This window comes from Apibacter sp. wkB309, from assembly GCF_002964915.1.
Lineage (GTDB): Bacteria > Bacteroidota > Bacteroidia > Flavobacteriales > Weeksellaceae > Apibacter.
This window is the reverse complement of the sequence record NZ_PSZL01000007.1, coordinates 41934-59815: the sequence shown is the minus strand read 5'-3', so window position 1 is coordinate 59815 and position 17882 is coordinate 41934. Positions and strand designations below refer to the sequence as shown.

The 17882-nt window shown below is 28.6% G+C and carries 13 protein-coding genes; 5 read left to right on the top strand and 8 right to left on the bottom strand.

The features are described 5' to 3' along the window. The first annotated feature begins 340 nt into the window (after positions 1–340). Positions 341–2170 (top strand): tetratricopeptide repeat-containing sensor histidine kinase, encoded by a 1830-nt coding sequence (locus C4S75_RS05510; RefSeq protein WP_105297327.1) that lies wholly within the window; start codon positions 341–343, stop codon positions 2168–2170. A 5-nt stretch (positions 2171–2175) separates the two neighbouring features. Beyond that, a complete protein-coding gene (locus C4S75_RS05505; RefSeq protein ID WP_105297326.1) occupies positions 2176–2838 on the top strand; it encodes a response regulator transcription factor in 663 nt (220 codons plus the stop codon). Positions 2839–3010: 172 nt separating this feature from the next. Here the strand turns inward: C4S75_RS05505 and dinB are convergent, their stop codons facing one another. Further along, positions 3011–4105, bottom strand: a complete 1095-nt coding sequence (dinB, locus tag C4S75_RS05500) for a DNA polymerase IV (protein ID WP_105297325.1) — start codon at positions 4103–4105, stop codon at positions 3011–3013. A gap of 547 nt (positions 4106–4652) precedes the next feature. Here dinB and C4S75_RS05495 point away from each other — a divergent pair. Beyond that, on the top strand, positions 4653–5639 hold the full coding sequence (locus C4S75_RS05495; protein WP_105297324.1) for a polysaccharide deacetylase family protein: 987 nt from the start codon (positions 4653–4655) through the stop codon (positions 5637–5639). Positions 5640–5782: 143 nt separating this feature from the next. Here the strand turns inward: C4S75_RS05495 and pth are convergent, their stop codons facing one another. The 4 genes from pth to mfd all read right to left on the bottom strand — a co-directional run bounded on the left by pth (position 5783) and on the right by mfd (position 11965). Beyond that, positions 5783–6349, bottom strand: coding sequence for an aminoacyl-tRNA hydrolase (gene pth / locus C4S75_RS05490; RefSeq protein ID WP_105297323.1), 567 nt, complete (start codon positions 6347–6349; stop codon positions 5783–5785). A gap of 37 nt (positions 6350–6386) precedes the next feature. Next, the gene (locus tag C4S75_RS05485; protein WP_105297322.1) at positions 6387–7124 is read right to left on the bottom strand and encodes a glycosyltransferase; all 738 of its coding nucleotides are present in this window, start codon (positions 7122–7124) and stop codon (positions 6387–6389) included. A gap of 21 nt (positions 7125–7145) precedes the next feature. Continuing rightward, complete coding sequence (locus tag C4S75_RS05480) at positions 7146–8531, bottom strand: DUF6056 family protein (protein ID WP_146105570.1); 1386 nt, start codon at positions 8529–8531, stop codon at positions 7146–7148. Between the two features lie 68 nt (positions 8532–8599). Next, complete coding sequence (mfd, locus tag C4S75_RS05475) at positions 8600–11965, bottom strand: transcription-repair coupling factor (protein WP_105297320.1); 3366 nt, start codon at positions 11963–11965, stop codon at positions 8600–8602. Between the two features lie 115 nt (positions 11966–12080). Here mfd and C4S75_RS05470 point away from each other — a divergent pair, with 115 nt between their 5' ends. Both C4S75_RS05470 and C4S75_RS05465 read left to right on the top strand, forming a co-directional pair. Beyond that, positions 12081–12941, top strand: a complete 861-nt coding sequence (locus C4S75_RS05470; RefSeq protein ID WP_105297319.1) for a beta-1,6-N-acetylglucosaminyltransferase — start codon at positions 12081–12083, stop codon at positions 12939–12941. A 3-nt stretch (positions 12942–12944) separates the two neighbouring features. Next, positions 12945–13271, top strand: a complete 327-nt coding sequence (locus C4S75_RS05465; protein ID WP_105297318.1) for a hypothetical protein — start codon at positions 12945–12947, stop codon at positions 13269–13271. A gap of 71 nt (positions 13272–13342) precedes the next feature. On the opposite strand, the gene C4S75_RS05460 is transcribed toward C4S75_RS05465, so the two are convergent. The 3 genes from C4S75_RS05460 to C4S75_RS05450 form a co-directional block, all read right to left on the bottom strand. After that, positions 13343–14668, bottom strand: a complete 1326-nt coding sequence (locus C4S75_RS05460; protein WP_105297317.1) for a S9 family peptidase — start codon at positions 14666–14668, stop codon at positions 13343–13345. 404 nt (positions 14669–15072) lie between these two features. After that, complete coding sequence (locus tag C4S75_RS05455; protein ID WP_105297316.1) at positions 15073–16404, bottom strand: lipase family protein; 1332 nt, start codon at positions 16402–16404, stop codon at positions 15073–15075. A gap of 235 nt (positions 16405–16639) precedes the next feature. Beyond that, a complete protein-coding gene (locus C4S75_RS05450) occupies positions 16640–17710 on the bottom strand; it encodes an endonuclease (RefSeq protein WP_105297315.1) in 1071 nt (356 codons plus the stop codon). Between the last annotated feature and the right edge of the window lie 172 nt (positions 17711–17882).

Sequence of the window (17882 nt, the reverse complement as noted above, 5' to 3'; positions counted from 1 at the left end):
ACTGCTCAAAATCCCGTGAGAAGAATGGATATCAGCGGAGAAACTGCTCAGAATCCCGTGAGAAGAATGGACATTAGCGGAGAAACTGCTCAAAATCCCGTGAGAAGAATGGATATCAGCGGAGAAACTGCTCAGAATCCCGTGAGATAATTCATTCTAATTTTGAGAAATAATTGAATTTCAAAAAAAATAAAATATTTTAATTCAATCAATAATTCATAGATATTTATACGGCAAGGAATACATGTATTCCTTGTCTTTTTTTACTTAATAAATATATAATTCTTAATACATAATAAGTTTCAATATTATAAGTTTATATTTTTATATTTAGTAAATAATGAAAACATTTATTATATATTTATTCTATATCGTTGTTTTATTGCTATATTTTCCTTCATGCAAAGATTTTACTATACGAAAAAAGAAATCTGATAGTTCAATTAAAAAATCAAAAATATATAATACTCCTTTTACTTATTATACTAATGAAACCATTCAATTAACGTATAAAGAAATATATAGGCTAAAAAAAGAAAAGAATAATGAACTTTTAGCTAATATTTATTTTCAAATGGGTCATTATTATTTAAACAAAAATAAAAGTGATAGCTCGTTTTATTATTTCAATCATGCAAAAGAAGCGTATTTACTTGATAATAATAATGTCTTTATCGGTAAAAGTTTAATAGATATGGCCATCATCCAAGCGAATGAAGGAGATTACATAGGAAGTGAAGAGACCGCAGTTGAAGCACTACGATATATTAAAAAAACTCAACATAATGCTTCCTTATCTGCTGTATATAATTGCTTAGCCATATCTAAAACTGAACAAAAAGATTACGATCAAGCCATAAAATATTATAATTTGGCTTTAAAATTTTCAACCAGTAAAATATCTGTTATCAACATAAAAAACAATGAGGCGGTTGTTAATATTAAAGCCGGAAATTATGACAATGCCATTAAAATTTTAACTAAGTTAATTAACGATTCTTTTTTAAATAATCTCCCCCTTCATAAAGCTCGTATAACTGATAACTTAGCTTATGCAAAATGGCTCGATAATCCAAACTATAAGGCTGATAAAGATCTTTATCAAGCCCTAAAAATAAGAGAAAAAGCATCTGATTCTATAGGACAAATTGCCAATCATTATCATTTATCGGAATACTATGAAAAAACAAGCATTAAAAAAGCAATTTTTCATGCAAATAAAATGTATGATATTGCTTTAAAATTAGGGAATATAGATGACCAACTTGCGGCGATGCAAAAAATTATTCTTTTAGATACACCTTCTACGCATGAAAAAAATTATTTTAATTCTTATATTAGATTAAATGATGAAATCAATTTTAAAAGAATTCGAGCCAAAAACCAATTTGCTTTAATCCGTTATGAAGTAGAACGTAATAAAGAAGAAAATGCTTTACTAAAAGCTGAAAATGCTCAAAAAAACTATTTGCTATTACAACAAAAAGTAACGATTGGTTCTATTATAATTTTAGCATTAATAATTGTAATATTATTAATATTTTGGCATAAAAGAAGAAATGCTAAATTTAGACAAGAAAAAATTGAAGAAATACATCGAACCGAATTGAAATATTCTAAAAGAATTCATGATGAAGTAGCCAATGGTATTTACTTTTTGATGGTTCAACTTCAAAATAATTCAGATGTAAAACCAACGAAGATAATTGATGAATTAGACCAATTATATCTTAAATCAAGAGATATCTCGCATGATTCAGATTATAAAATTAGTTTGACTGAAGAATTTTCAATTACTTTACGTAATATGATTAAACATTATGGTTCAAAAAATACTCGAATAATATTAATAGGTAATGAATCCCATATTTGGGATAATATTCCAAACAATAAAAAAGAGGATTTATATTATATCCTAAAAGAATTAATGACTAATATGAAAAAACACAGTCAAGCTGATATTGTTACATTAAAATTTAAAAAAGAAGATTATATCATTTCCATTGAATATTCAGATAATGGCGTGGGTTTTGCCGGCTCAGGTGCCAAACCACTCGCAGATTTAAAAAATATAAAAGACAGATTACACCCAAAAAAAGGTCATTATATTATTGATCACAACAAAAAGACCGGCTGCTCAATAAAAATTTTATATTCAATATCTAATTAATAATAATGTTCAAAAAAATACTTATTTCAGAAGATTTTGACAGTTACAATATAGGGATTAAAAAAACTGTTGAGGAATTAAAAATTCCTATTATTGACCAGTCTTTCTATTGCGATGATGCTTTACTTAAAATCAAAAGAGCAATTATGGATCATGATCCCTATGATCTATTAATAACCGATTTATCTTTTGCTTCTGATTATAGAGAACAAAAATTGGATGGAGGCGAGGATTTAATATTAGCAGCTAAAAATGAACAACCTGATCTTAAGGTTATCGTTTTTTCGATTGAAAATAGGTTTCATAAAATTAAATCTATGTTCGACAGATATAAAATTAATGGATTTGTAACCAAAGGCAGAAATGACACCAAAGAATTACATAAAGCTATTATATCGGTAAATCAAAATAAAACCTATATTTCCAACGATAATTACAAAACAAGTCAAAATAATTTATACGAATTATCAGAATATGACATCAATTTATTAAAATTACTTTCTAAAGGAAATACTCAAAAAGAGGTGGAACAACATTTAAAAGAAAATCAAATTGTGCCTAATAGTGAAAGTTCAATAGAAAAGAGGCTTGCCTTATTAAGGGCATCTTTTAATGCAAAAGACACTAAACAATTATTAAGTTTAATTATTGAATTAGGGATAATTTAAAAGTTTTTGAGTTTTAGATGTTTTTTAGTTCAGATACTTTGGTAATGTACTTTTTATCTTTTGGAATATCATTCCAATCTTTTTATAATCTGTTTTTAAAATAATGAATTCTTACGGAAAACATTTTTTATAATACAGAAGTAATTAATTTTTTAATTATATATTTAGAAATTTACTGATATGAATCTTTAAATTCCTTAAAGGGAATTTTTAATTGAAAATTTTTAGGAATATTATTTCCTAAATCCGATTCCGAATTTTTAATGCTTACCCCTATCAATCTAATTTTCTTATCCAAGTCGAGTGTATAGAGTAATTCCAGAGCAATTTTATAGAGTTGAGAAAAATCCATTATATAACTCGTTATGGTTTTACTTCGCGAGATTACTTTAAAATTAGATAATTTTATCTTTAAAGTAACGGTACGTCCTTTAAAAGAATTTTTATTCATTCTGTGAATTACATCTCTACAGATAGTTTCTAACTCCGCATACAATCGGGGTAAAGAATTTGTATCTTCCATAAATGTATTTTCTGAACCTACTGATTTTCGTATTCTATTGGGATTTACTTCCCGATTATCAATAGCTCTCGCATTTAAATAGTATAAACTCCCGTGCTTACCAAATAGCTTTATAAGATCTTCTTCAGATTTTTTTTTCAAATCTAAACCGGTATTGATTCCTATTTGATGCATTTTTTCGGCAGTTTTTTTTCCTATTCCGAAAAAATCTTCAATTTTAAGGTTTTCTACAAATTTTTCTGCTCTTTGAGGAGTAATAATAAATAAGCCATTGGGCTTATTATAATCTGAAGCTATTTTTGCAAGGAATTTATTGAAGGAAACACCTGCTGAAGCTGTCAATCCTGTTTCTTTAAAAATTTTATTTTTGATTTCCTTTGCAATATCCCTGGCAAATTCCATATTTTTAAAATTATGGGTTACATCTAAAAATGCTTCATCTAACGATAAGGGTTCTACTAAATCGGTATATTGAAAAAAAATGTCTCTAATTTGTTTTGAAACAGAACGATAAATCTCAAAACGGGCGGAAGTAAAAATCAGACCGGGACATCGTTGAATTGCTTGTTTGGAGGACATTGCTGAACGAACGCCAAATTTTCTTGCTTCATAACTGGCTGCAGCAACTACTCCTCTTTCTCCTGCAAATCCAACGGCCAAAGGTTTCCCTCTAAATTCCTCATGATCTCTTTGCTCGATTGAAGCATAGAATGCATCCATATCTATATGAATTATCTTACGCACAATGACAAAGTTACAAAAGGTGTTTACTTAAAATCAACAAAAATATTATTTTTGTGTAAATTTTATTTGTAACAATCAAGTTATATGATCCGTTTTTAAATAAAATACAAATCGTAAATCAAAATATTATTAAATTTTCCTATTAATTTATTTGTTACAATTAGATTGATTATTATAGTTTCGATTTTGTTAGTCATTCACTCTAATAATTAATAGTTATATATTTTCAAACATTTCTTATTGGAAAGTATAGTAATATTAGCTTCGTTTAAATTATACTATAATTTAAAAAAGTTAATTTATTAAAATCTATTAAATAATTGTATCTTTATCACTTAGGATTTTTTATTAAAACCTTTTGAAAAAAATTATACTTTACATAAAAAATAATGATATAATATTTCTGTTTTTTTCAAATAAAAGTTGAGTTACCAAAAAATGTAACCATTTTATAATAAAAAAGTTATAATATGTTTTATAAAAGAAAATGGCATGATTTATGACGAAATTATTTTTTAAAATTTTTTAAAAAATTTTAACTATCCATATGAAATTATATTGTTTTACCATCATATTACTAATTAGTTTACTAAGTTGTAAGAAAGAAGATAACAAAAAAATAAATGCTTTACCTGAAAAAAATGTTACTAATGTTACTTCTATTTCAGACACAACCGGCACACATCATAATAATTCAATAGATACTACTATTCATCACGGTAAAAAAGATTCTTTAACTAAACCTGCTCAACCTAATAACAAAAATTCTTATAAATCAGACAGTGTCTCTAAGAAAAATAAAGATCAAGATAAATTTGCCGAAACAAAACATAATTATAAAGGAATCGTAAAAGATTCCTCGGATAAATACTATATTTATTTATCCTTAGATGATGGTCCTCAATTACCGGGCACGCATAATTGTAAAAGTATCTTGGAAAAGTACAATGTTAGAGCTACTTTTTTCATGATAGGTGTTCACAATACAGGAATAGTAAGAGAACAGCTAGTGGACTCCATAAACAATAATCCATTATTTATCGTTTGCAATCATAGTGATACCCATACCAATAATAAATATAGTTTATTTTATAAGAATGCTAAAAGTGCTCTACAGGATTTTTTACGAGCTGAAGGTAAATTAAATCTTAAACATAAAATAGCCCGACTTCCCGGCAGAAATACCTGGGCGGTTAATCATCAGATTAAAGGCGAATCTTCTGCGTTCAATGTTGCCAAAAAACTCGATTCTATAGGTTATTCTGTATATGGTTGGGATTTGGAATGGAGATTTGTTCATAGTAACATTCCGGTTGAAAGTGCTACTGAAATGATAAAAAAAGTTAAAAATACTTTGAAAAACGGTAGAACACATAGTCCTAATTCCATAGTAATTCTAGTTCATGACAGAATGTTTGATAAACCGCAATATGCAGATTCTTTACAGAAATTTATTTCTGTATTGAAAAGCGATAAACATTACATATTTGAAACCCTTGATAAATACCCTGTTTTATCTTTAGAAAAAAATTAATTATATATACTTTTTCGATAAGTTTATTAATATTTTTTAAATAAATATTTGCTGAAAAATTAGTAGTGGATTTTAGTATTAATTGTTTTTAAATTTTAAAAATTGTTTATTTTAACTACTAAATACTTTTTTATAAGGTTTTTTTATTTTCCGTTATATTGATTCATAGTATTATTTAAACCTGAAAAAATAAACGATAGTATTGCATCTGTGCTAATATCGATTCTTTCATTAAGAACTTTTTTTTCTTCTTCGTTCCACTCTCCTAAAACATATTCAATTTGTTTACCTTTTACATAGTTATTACCGATTCCAAAACGAAATCGCGGGTATTGTTGCGTTTGTAACTTTTCTTCGATACTTCTCAATCCATTATGTCCCGCACTGCTTCCTTTGGATTTTATACGAATAGTACCAAATGGTAGGCTTAAATCATCACAAATAATTAAACAATTCTCGAGCTTTATTTTTTCTTTTGTAACCCAATAGTTAACTGAATTACCGCTTAAATTCATATAAGTATCAGGCTTTAGTATAAAAGTTTTTCTGCCTTTATATGAAGTTTCACAAACTTGACCGAAATTTTGTGCTTTAAAACTACCTCCAAGTTTTTCAACTAGTCTATCAACCAGTAAAAAACCTATATTATGCCGAGTATTGCTATATTTTTCTCCTATATTTCCTAAGCCTACAATCAGGTATTTATTCATAAAATTTCGATTTTTGTCGTACTACTATAAGAAAAAATCAGTATTTTTTCTTATAGTATTTTTTTATTCTTAAAAGTTCAAAAGGAAGTTTTAAAGAATAAGAAAATTTAACTTTGGAATCTCCCACATCTCTCCAGGCTTCTAGAGGGATTTCTTTTGCTCTCTTTTCAACATTTTCTTTACCAACTATATTCATGAATTTAAAGAAAATTTCAATATCAAAACTCCAATTTGATATAAACGGATCAGCAAATATCTTTTTAGCTATATCTTGAGAGAATGCTTTGGCTCCGCATTGAGTATCATAAACGGGTAAATCCAACATAGTACTGGATAAGGTAGCAAAAATTCTTCCAATTAAATGACGGTGCAATTTTCTTTTTATTTGCGAACCGATTCTTCTGACTCTTGATCCGAATACAAAAATAATATTTTCGTTCATGTATGAACATATACGACTATATTCTTCAACAGAAGTAGCTAAATCAGCATCTAAATATCCTAAAATATCAAAATTTTTCCACGTAAAAGCTTCATTGATCCCGGTAAAAATTGCTGCTGCTTTCCCTGCATTTTGCTTTTTATCAACAACTAAAACTTTATCCGGAAATTTTTGATACAATTCATTTAATATTTTTAATGTTTGATCCGAGCTGCCATCATTTACAAAACAAAATGAAAGATTATTTTCTTCTGCTAAACTTTTTTCAAATTCTTTGACAGGCAACCTGAATTCTTCATTATAACAAGGAACAACTACACAATTAGTTTTCATGATTTATATATTATATATTAATTATTTAATTATGATCGCTTTTTTATTAAAATATTCTGCCATGGACGCATTATAAAAATGTTTTGGATCATGGCTTAAATCAGAATGATATATAATTCGTGGTTTTGTTTGAATTGGTGATAAATATATAGTATCTTCTTTAGACTTCTGAATAATCTCGTATCTTTCACGAACTTCTTCTTTATATTTTTGGGCTTTACCACTAAGGATATCATCGTATGAATTATATATATTATTACTTAAATCATATACTTCATTATCTCTAATGGCAAAAATATAACCTAAAACTAAAATTAGCAAAGAAATATTTAGTAAAAAACGTGGCACATGTATTTTACTGATGAAAGATTCTCTGATTAATTTGCAACATATAATCATTACAAGAATCAAAATACTTAAAAAGATGACATTGACCGTGCGTAGTGGCGGATAACTTCCTAGAGTATATATACTTGGAAAGCATCCGATAAATATCATAAGTAAAAATAAAAGTATATAAAAATAATAAGGAAGTGAAAGTAAGGGAAATTTCAATTTTTGTAATGGTTTTCTAAAGCTGTAGAAAGCCAAAAATATAATAAAAAATGAAAGGGCTGCATATCTAATAATTATCACTGTCGTTTTTCTAAGAGATCTTAAAATAATTTCCGAAAAGGAATAAGGATTAAACACGGAATGAGAACGTTCGTGATTTCCCGGTGCGATTAATATAAAAATCGTTAACAGGGCAGTCCAAAGTAAAAGATAAAAATATATATTAAATAATTTTTTAGTTTTAAAAAAGTTATAAGTAAACAATAAGAAATTAAAGATCAGCAAATAAATCATCGATATTTCATTACAGCCTATAATAAGAAATATCAATGAATAGAGAAATACATTCCGTAATTTTAATTTTTCGGTACTCTTAGCACAAAATCCTATATAAAATAGAAATAATATATTGCCCAAATGATAGGTAGCTGAACCGGAAAGCCAATAGAAGGCTGAATTAATCCCGGGTAATTGAAAAATATAAATAAAAGAAAATAACGAGGCTAGTTTAACAGATAAGATCTTATCTTTTACCAGCTGATAAAACATAAAATAGGAAGCAAAGATAAAAAGCACGATCATCAACACAGAAATCATTCTATATCCCAAAAAACTTCTCCAATGAATGGGATCTGTAATTAAAACTGCTGTAGCTGTATATCTACTTCCCCAATGCATATATTCATAATATTCTATACCCAAAAAGGAATCTTTATCTAATTTTATAGCGTAATTAAAATCATCCGCCGAAGGTTCATTAAAAAAAGAAAGATATAGCAATGGAAGGGTAGCCACAAATAATAATAGGATAATGAGTTTATCAAAAATACTAAATGTGCGCGATTGACTCATGTAATACGTATAAAATAAAATAATGGATAATAAATGCGAAGATACATTTTTTTTGATACGATTACCTGTTATTCATCGATAAATGCATGAATTCTTTCCAAAAAATAAAGTACATCGTCTATTTTCAATATCTTGTCTTTTCTTAAATAAAGCTGTAAATTATCATGTACGTTTTTTTGTTTTAAAGAAGCATCAGAAGGATTATTTTGTAAATATTCCAGAACTTTCTTAAAAGTATCTGATTGATAATATTTAGATTGAGCATTGATTGGAAAATAGGCCAACAAAACATTATTTTTAATCAATAATTTTTCAAATCCAATATATTTGGAAATCCATTTTAACTTAACACTCTTTAATAAATCTTGAGTTTGATCAGGTAATTTCCCAAAACGATCTATAAGCTCGTTTTTAAAATTGGTAAGTTCTTCTTCATTAGTAATTTCAGATAATTTTTGATAAAGTGAAAATCGTTCTTCTACCTTATTTACATATTGATCGGGTATTAATAATTCAAAATCGGTATCAATTTGTACGTCTGTAATAAATTCCTTCTTCTCGTTTTCTTCAACAAACAAATCTGAAAATTCATCTTCTTTTAATTCTTCTATAGCTTCATTTAAAATTTGTTGGTAAGCTTCAAATCCGATTTCTGCAAAAAAACCGCTTTGCTCAGCACCTAACAAATCACCGGCTCCTCGTATCTCTAAATCTTTCATGGCTATATTAAACCCGGAACCCAGATCTGAAAATTGTTCTATTGCTTGTAAACGCTTTCTGGCTTCGGATGTGATAACGTCTAAAGGCGGAGTGATGAGATAACAAAAAGCTTTTCGATTGGATCTTCCTACCCGCCCCCTCATTTGATGTAAATCTGCTAAACCGAATCTTTGAGCATCATTAATAAAAATAGTATTTGCATTTGGAACATCTAAACCGGATTCAATAATTGTTGTTGAAATTAAGACATCGTAATTCCCCTCCATAAAGTCAATCATAATTTTCTCAAGTTTCTTCCCCTCCATTTGGCCATGTCCAATAGCCACTCGGGCCATAGGAACCAAGCGCTTAATCATCCCTGCGAGTACATCCAAATTTTCAATTCTATTATTGATAAATAATATTTGTCCGTCTCTGTTTAATTCATAAATGATGGCATCACGGATTTGTTCTTCATTAAAACCAATAAGTTGAGTCTGAACTGGCTGCCTATTGGGTGGCGGAGTTTTAATAACAGACATATCGCGAGCCGCCATTAAAGAAAATTGTAAAGTTCTGGGGATTGGAGTGGCGGTTAACGTTAACGTATCTACCGTTGTTTTTAATGTCTTTAATTTATCTTTTACGGAAACTCCGAATTTATGCTCTTCGTCAATTATTAATAAGCCTAAATCTTTAAAAACGACATCCTTACCGATAAGTTGATGAGTCCCTATAATAATATCAATTTTTCCATCGGCAAGAGATTTGATTATTTCTTTTTTTTGTCCGGCAGTTTTAAATCGATTTAAATATTCAATACGTACAGGAAAATCTTTTAGTCTGGACATAAAAGTTTTATAGTGTTGCAAAGCCAATATGGTCGTCGGAACCATTATAGCGCTCTGTTTTCCATCTGTAGCCGCTTTAAAAGCTGCCCTTATGGCAATTTCCGTTTTACCAAATCCTACATCCCCACAAATAAGCCTATCCATAGCAATAGGTTTTTCCATGTCGCTTTTAACCTCTTGGGTAGCTTTTTCTTGATCCGGAGTATCTTCATACATAAAAGAGGCTTCCAGTTCATTTTGTAAATATCCGTCGGGTGAAAAAGAAAATCCTTTCTTAGTTTTCCTGTCGGCATAAAGTTTTATAAGGTCAAAAGCAACTTCCTTAACTTTTCTTTTTGCCTTATTCTTAAGGTTTTTCCACGCTGCCGATCCCAATTGGTTAAGAGTTACTTCTGCGCCTTCTTTTCCTGAAAATTTTGATATTTTATGCAAGGAATGGATATTTACATATAAGATGTCATTATTTTTATATACGAGTTTGATGGTTTCTTGTAACTTATCATCATTTTTAATTTTCACCAATCCCATAAATTTACCGATCCCGTGATCAATATGGGTAACATAATCTCCCACTTTCAAGTCTGTTAACTCTTTAAGTGTTAAGGATTCTGACTTAGAAAATGAATTTCGTAAATTATATCGGTGATATCTTTCGAAAATTTGATGATCCGTATAGATAAGAAATTTAGAATTATGATCTATAAATCCTTTACTTACATTAGCATGAAAACCTATAAAAGGCACTTCTTTTTCAATTTCTGAAAAAATATCTTGTAATCTGCTTTCCTGTTTTTCGGATTGAAACGCAATGTAATTCTTATAATGTGATTTTTCTTTTTCAAGTAAATCTTGCCCTAACAAGTCAAATTGTTTATGAAAACTCGGTTGCTCTGTTTGATCCAGCCGTACTGTTTTAAATTCATTAAAATAAGGGATTGAGGAGAATTCAATAAATGAATTCTGAACTATTTTAGAAATCAGCTCATGGGATTGTATATAAAGCTCTTTAGGCTCACTGCGTTTTATATTTTGCGATAAGGTAGCATAAACCTCTTCTGCTTTTGAAAATTTTTTCTCAATATTAGCCAAAGTCAAAGAAAAATCTTTACTTATAAATATAGTGTCAGAAGGCAGGTAATCTAAAAATGAAACTTTCATGGTTTCTCTGTGCGAATGATCTATATTGGGAACAATCATAAATTCATCAACCTTTTCTTCGGAAAGTTGAGTGTCAATATTAAATTTACGTATAGTTTCCACTTCGTTACCAAAAAAACCTATACGGTAGGGTTTTTCATCAGAATAAGAGAAAACATCTACAATCCCTCCTCTTACAGAAAATTCACCGGGCTGAGTTACAAAATCGGTTCGTTTAAAATGAAAACTGAAAAGCGTTTCATTAAGAAAATCTGCATCAATTTTTTCACCTGTTTTTATTTTAAAACTAATCGAATGTAATTCAGATTTAGTAATTATTTTTTCAGATAAAGCATCAGAATAAGTAATAATAATTTTGGGATTTTGCATTTGCGTGATGCTGTTAATCACTTCCGTTCGTAAAACCACATTTGCGTTTTGGACTTCCTCAATCTGATAAGGAGTTAAATGTGAGGTAGGATAAAACAAAACTGTGTCTTTCCCGAACATATCTTCGATTTCATTCAAAGCATATGCTGCTTCTTCTTTATCGGAAAAGAGCAATAATACCGTTTTTTTCAAAGAGTTATATAAATAACTACTGTAAATGTTAAGGTAGGAACCTGCCGCACCTAATACAGATAGTTTTATAATACTTTTTTCTTCTAAAAATATGGATACTTCCGAATCTAAAATACTCTTTTTTAAAAGCGGAAAAATTGAGTGTATAATGGAATTTGTTTTCAAAACAAAGTAAAGGTACGAATTTTGTTAATAATTTATTTAATCACTTATTTAACCAATCAACATATAATTTTTATATTTTATTTTTTATATTTAATTAATTAAAAATTTAATATGAATGGAAGATAAAAAGATAGTAATATTAATCCACGCACATAAAAATATTGAATGTTTAAATAAATTGATAAAATCTTTAGTTTATGATAATTTTGTTATCTATGTCAACTTAGATAAAAAATCCGACATTAATCCACAACAAATTGATTCTAGCGCTATTTTAGTAAAAAAAAGAGTAAATGTAACTTGGGGAGAATATTCCATAGTCAATCAAACGTTACATTCACTTCAACAAATTGTAGATGAACAAGAAGATTTTTCTCATGTTCTACTAATTTCCGGTCAAGATTATCCAATAAAAAGTAATCAATATATTGATGATTTTTTTAAAAAATATAAGGAGATTAGTTTAATTGAGTGCTTGTTAATTACTGAAAACAATAAATATAAACCTTATATATGGAGATACGATCGAAGGCATTATCCCGCGAATCGAATTTTAGAAAGAAAAATCCATACGGCATATAAATTAGCTTATAAATTTATTACGGGAAAAGAATATAAAATTAAAATGATAGATAATCTCACTCCCTACTGGGGTAGTCAATGGTGGAATCTATCCAAAGAAGCCGTATATTATTCGCTAGAATTTTCAAAAAATAATAAAATAACTACTTTTTTTTCTACCACCTGGTGCTCAGATGAGGTTTTCTTTCAAGTTTTATTGATGAATTCAAATTTAAAAGATAAAATTATAAATAAGAATTTCAGGTATATAGATTGGACTAATTGCATTAATAGTCCGAGAGTATTAGGTGAAGATGATTTTACTAAGATTATTGATTCCGATAATTTATTTTGCAGAAAAATTGATAACGAAATATCCGATTCTTTAGTTGAAAAATTAGAAAATAGTAGATAATAAATGGTTATATATTTTCCCTATATATTTTATGGTGATTTTCAAGGAATTACTATATTCCCGTTTATTTTTATACGCTATAAACATTTAAAAAAGAATAAAATATTAATCAATCACGAAAGAATACACCTAAGACAGCAACTTGAAATGCTTTGGGTCTTTTTCTTTATTTTTTATATCGCTGAATTTATAGTCAATCTGGCAAAATATAAAAATGCGTCTATCGCTTACAGTGAAATCAGTTTTGAAAAGGAGGCATATGCCAATGAATTTAACTTAGAATACTTAAAAAAAAGAAAGTTTTGGGCTTTTATGAATTATATAAATTAACAAATATAAATACGTAAAAAGCAGATCCAATTAAATTGAATCTGCCTTTTTTTACAATTAATTTAAAAAAACTATTTATAAAGAGCAGTATAAAAGGTCGCTTTATTTAAATAGGGAACTAAAGCGATAATGTGATCACCTTCAGTAGAAATGAAGGTAACATTACCTCCAAATTTTTTCTGTTGTACAGAGAAATCATAAGCATTTTGATAATAAACAGATACATCAGAAACTCCATGCGTCATAATAAATCTACATTTATTTACCCAAGGGGTTACGCTGTTTTCATGAAGAATATCATTCATATAAGCTAAAGAAGGGTCTGTATCAAGATCTTTGATAAATTTTTCTGTATACATTTCTTTAGGATATTGTGAAAAATAAGCATTTACTTCAATATCCCAATGAGTTCCGTCGAAATAAGACAAAGAGGTTGAAGCATACGGTTCTTTAAGAAAATCTTTAATATTTATATTAGGATACGCATTTTGTTTATATCCCCACAAACCATATGTTAAGAAATACGTGTGTTGAGTTTTTTCTGAATTTCTAACTATATCCGCAATTTGTTTTAAATTACATGGAGTACCTCCGGTTAACAATAAATTTACAGAAAGCCCAAGTGAAGGGGTAGTTTCTATTTTGCGCCCTATGGATGCTGCTACGAAACCACCTAAAGAATAACCGGTAACGATTAAATCGGTTTTATATCTATATCCTTCTCCCGAAAGTGTAAGTTTTGCCGCATTTAATAAATCTAGTGTTGAATTAACCATTGATTTTGAATCTAAATAGGGATGCTGACACTGTCTGTAAGATTCACCGAATCCCGGATAATCAGGCACAAATACTATAAATCCGTTACTTGCATGAAGAGTCCAATAAGCTAAGAAATCATTATCAGGTAAATTCACATCTTTAAACAAATTGGATGGAGCCGTTTTATTATTGGTATAAGTAGGTGGAGTAGCCACTATAATACGGTATTTGGTTAAATCCGAAATAACAGTTCTTGGAGGAAGCAATAAAACCCCTGAAACATCTATTAAGCCTCCTAAACGATTCGGATGCGCTGTTTTAGTTGTAACTTTTATAACTTTTACACTTGGAACAATTTTAGATGTTGGTTGATTTAATGCTTTTAATTTATCTAATTGAAAACCTGAAACATCTACTCCGTATTTTTGTAATTTATTTTTTAAATTTAATAAAGCACTCGAATCAAAAGTAGCTATTACTTCTGATTTTACAGGAACATCAGCTGAAGAAGCTTTAGACAAGTTCTCTGCTGAACTTGAAGGAGTATCAATGAAACTATCTTCATTATTACATGATTGGAATGTAAAAGTCAATCCCAATAGGTAAGCAATTAAAATCCTTGAAAAAAATTTTTTCATAATTTATGTATATTTTATTTTTTTATAAACAAAAATAATAAATTTTATCTTATAAATTATTGAATTAGGAATGATTTTTTCCCTAAAATATATACATAATTTTTTTTATATATCTAATTACTATTAAAATATAATATTTATTTGCAATTTGAGAATTTTTAAAACATTAATATCATTCCTCATACAATCTGAAAAATTCAAAATCGTTATCGATAATTGTTAACCTATCCATAATACAAAGACTTACCTAACAGTTTATTCAAAAAAAACTTTATTTTATTTTTGATTTACAAAAAGATTTTTTATTAAGTTGCATTTAAGAAATCACTAAAATACTAATATGGGAGCTATATAAAAAAACAGACCTCAGATGAGGCCTGTTCTTTCGTATTAATATATAAGTGCTATTTGTATAGCAAGGTATAAAACGTAGCTTTGGTATAATAAGGTATAATACCAACAATATGATCACCTACAGTGGGTATAAAGGTAACATTTCCTCCCGATTGATTCTGTTGTTTTGAAAAATCATATGCATTTTGATAATAGACAGAAATGTCTGAAGTTCCGTGAGTCATAATAAATCTACATTTATTTTTCCACGGCTTAACACTGTTTTCATAAAGAATATCATTTATATATGAAACGCTCGGATCCGTATCGAGATTTTTAATAAATTTTTCGGTATATATATCCTTTGGCCTGTTTGAAAAATATAGATTTAATATTAATTCATAGTGAGTTCCATCAAACCAAGAAAGAGATTTGGAAGCATACGGCTCTTTTAAAAAATCATTGATCTTAATATACGGATAGGCATTTTTTTTGTATCCCCATACACCAAACGTTAGAAAAAAATGATGCTGGGTTTTTTCAGCACTTCTAACTAAATCTGTAATTTGCTTTAAATTACAAGGGGTTCCTCCTGTTAATAATAAGCTAACGGATTGTCCATGTGAAGGGTTTGTTTCTATCTCTCGAGCTAAAGATGATGCTACAAAACCACCTAAAGAATATCCGCTGATTATTAAATCTTTTTTATATTTATATCCTTTTTTAGTTAAAGTTCTTTGCGCTGATTTTAGAAGATCTAGTGTTGAATTAACCATAGCTTTAGAATCTAAATAAGGATGTTGGCATTGTTTATATGAATCTCCAAATCCGGGATAATCCGGAAAGAAAACAATAAATCCATTCAAAGCTTGCAAGGTCCAAAATGCCAAATAATTAAAATGCAAATCATTATCCATCCACTTAAATCCTTGAAAAACATTAGATGGAGCCATTTTATTATAAGTATAAGTGGGTGGCGGAGCAACAATTATACGATGTTTAAAGAAGGAATTAAAAATAGTTTTTCCCGGTAATAACAATATTCCTGACACATCAATAGTTCCACCTAATCGATTGGGATGCGCGGTTTTAGTTTTTACTTTTAACACTTGAACTTCAAGTGGTGATTTTTGCGTTTTAGAAGGTTCATTTATCTTTAAATCAGAAACATGAATCCCTGATTTAATTAAATTTTCCCTTATTTCTAATAAAGTGTTGTAATCTAAAGTACCTAATTCTTCATAATCGCTTAATCCCCTCGATAAAGAATTAGATAACATTTCGTCCGAGCCAACACCGCTCGAAGATACTTCATCAAGGCTATCCTCATTTGTACATGATTGTAAGGTTAATAGTAAACCCAATAGAGAATAAATAATAAGTCTAAAGGTAAATTTTTTCATGATTTTAATCTATTAAATTTATTTTATTAAACAAATTTAATAGATTAAATTATAAAATATACACATAAAAAAATAAATTTTTAAAAGAGTAAAATGAATTTTTTAGACTTATATATAATTATATAACATAACAACTAATTTATTATAAAAGTAAAAAAGCCCTAAACAATAGTCAGGACTTTTATAACTAAAGATACTGTTAATTTTTCAATGGTAAGTTATTCAAAATTTAGGTTTATGGTTTTTTTATAATTTTAAAAGTTTGTTCGCCTGTTTTAGTTACTAACTTAATATAGTAGATTCCTACTTGATTAGGAATAGGAATTTCAGTATCATCAAAATTTACAATATAATTTACCAAATTTCCTGATATGTTATATATATATACTGCTTTAATATCTTGACCTTTAACATATACATAGTTATCAGAGGTAACGGTTGGGTAAACCTTGTATTCTACAGGTTTAATTACTTCATCCATTAACAAATAACCCCAAGTATTTAGGGCTCTGGGTCCACCCCATATGAGTGTGGCAATGTAAGGGTTATCAATAAATGGATTTCTATTTCCTTGAATGTTGTAAATAACTTCATTTCTAAGTTTTTCAAAAAGGGTTGGATCTTTTTCAGCATTCCATTTCAAATATAAATCGGGCATTTCAACGCTGTAAGTATACGTGCTTTCTGCTGTATTTTTTGCTTCGCACTGACCGGGATATCTAACATGCATGTACATTATAATTCTTGCTACAGATCCCTTCCATTCATCCCCCGGATAAAATCCTGTTGATGAAACATTACCGGAATTACCGGTGCCTTCTGCAAAATTGCGATTACTTCGACGGATATTATATTGTTGATCTACCGCTCGTAAGTTATGTGCATCGGTACCGGGACCTCTGGATGAGGTAACCAATTTAGGATTAGCCAATGATTTGGCAAAAACATGCTCTCGAGTCCAAAGCCCTTTACAAGAAGATTTGTGACAAGAGGAATCAACACTCCTTATTCGATTATGCATTACATCTTGCGGATCGTCATTATAGCCATAAATTAATAAAACAGTATTTTGATCCGAATTTTCAGGATCTATATCCGACAATTTTAAGGTCTTCCAAACATCCGGATTTTTAGTGCTGCTGTAATACAACCAGGTGGTATGAGTAGTAGTAACTAAAGTTGAGATATCTGATTTTAATTCCTCTCCGTCTTTTGAAAAATCAATAGAATTGTAATAATTAGGAATTTGAGCAACTAGCATTACATGGGCTATTGCCCATAATAAAAGGATAAAATTTTTCTTCATAAAAGTATACTTAGTGAGACTGGTATAAAAATAAAAATATTGGTTGAGATAAAAAAATAAATATGTCGTTCTTATTCAACTTTACTTGTTATGTTCAATCTAACTACATTTTTCTATGAAGATCATTGTCAATAAAACCCGGTAAACCACTATCTTTCAAATATATAAATGT

Excerpts from the sequence above, each read along its gene's own strand:
- C4S75_RS05510 (WP_105297327.1), top strand. The coding sequence starts at position 341 with ATGAAAACATTTATTATATATTTATTCTATATCGTTGTTTTATTGCTA.
- C4S75_RS05505 (WP_105297326.1), top strand. The coding sequence starts at position 2,176 with ATGTTCAAAAAAATACTTATTTCAGAAGATTTTGACAGTTACAATATA.
- C4S75_RS05495 (WP_105297324.1), top strand. The coding sequence starts at position 4,653 with ATGAAATTATATTGTTTTACCATCATATTACTAATTAGTTTACTAAGT.
- pth (WP_105297323.1), bottom strand. The coding sequence starts at position 6,349 with ATGAATAAATACCTGATTGTAGGCTTAGGAAATATAGGAGAAAAATAT.
- C4S75_RS05485 (WP_105297322.1), bottom strand. The coding sequence starts at position 7,124 with ATGAAAACTAATTGTGTAGTTGTTCCTTGTTATAATGAAGAATTCAGG.
- C4S75_RS05480 (WP_146105570.1), bottom strand. The coding sequence starts at position 8,531 with ATGAGTCAATCGCGCACATTTAGTATTTTTGATAAACTCATTATCCTA.
- C4S75_RS05470 (WP_105297319.1), top strand. The coding sequence starts at position 12,081 with ATGGAAGATAAAAAGATAGTAATATTAATCCACGCACATAAAAATATT.
- C4S75_RS05465 (WP_105297318.1), top strand. The coding sequence starts at position 12,945 with ATGGTTATATATTTTCCCTATATATTTTATGGTGATTTTCAAGGAATT.
- C4S75_RS05460 (WP_105297317.1), bottom strand. The coding sequence starts at position 14,668 with ATGAAAAAATTTTTTTCAAGGATTTTAATTGCTTACCTATTGGGATTG.
- C4S75_RS05455 (WP_105297316.1), bottom strand. The coding sequence starts at position 16,404 with ATGAAAAAATTTACCTTTAGACTTATTATTTATTCTCTATTGGGTTTA.
- C4S75_RS05450 (WP_105297315.1), bottom strand. The coding sequence starts at position 17,710 with ATGAAGAAAAATTTTATCCTTTTATTATGGGCAATAGCCCATGTAATG.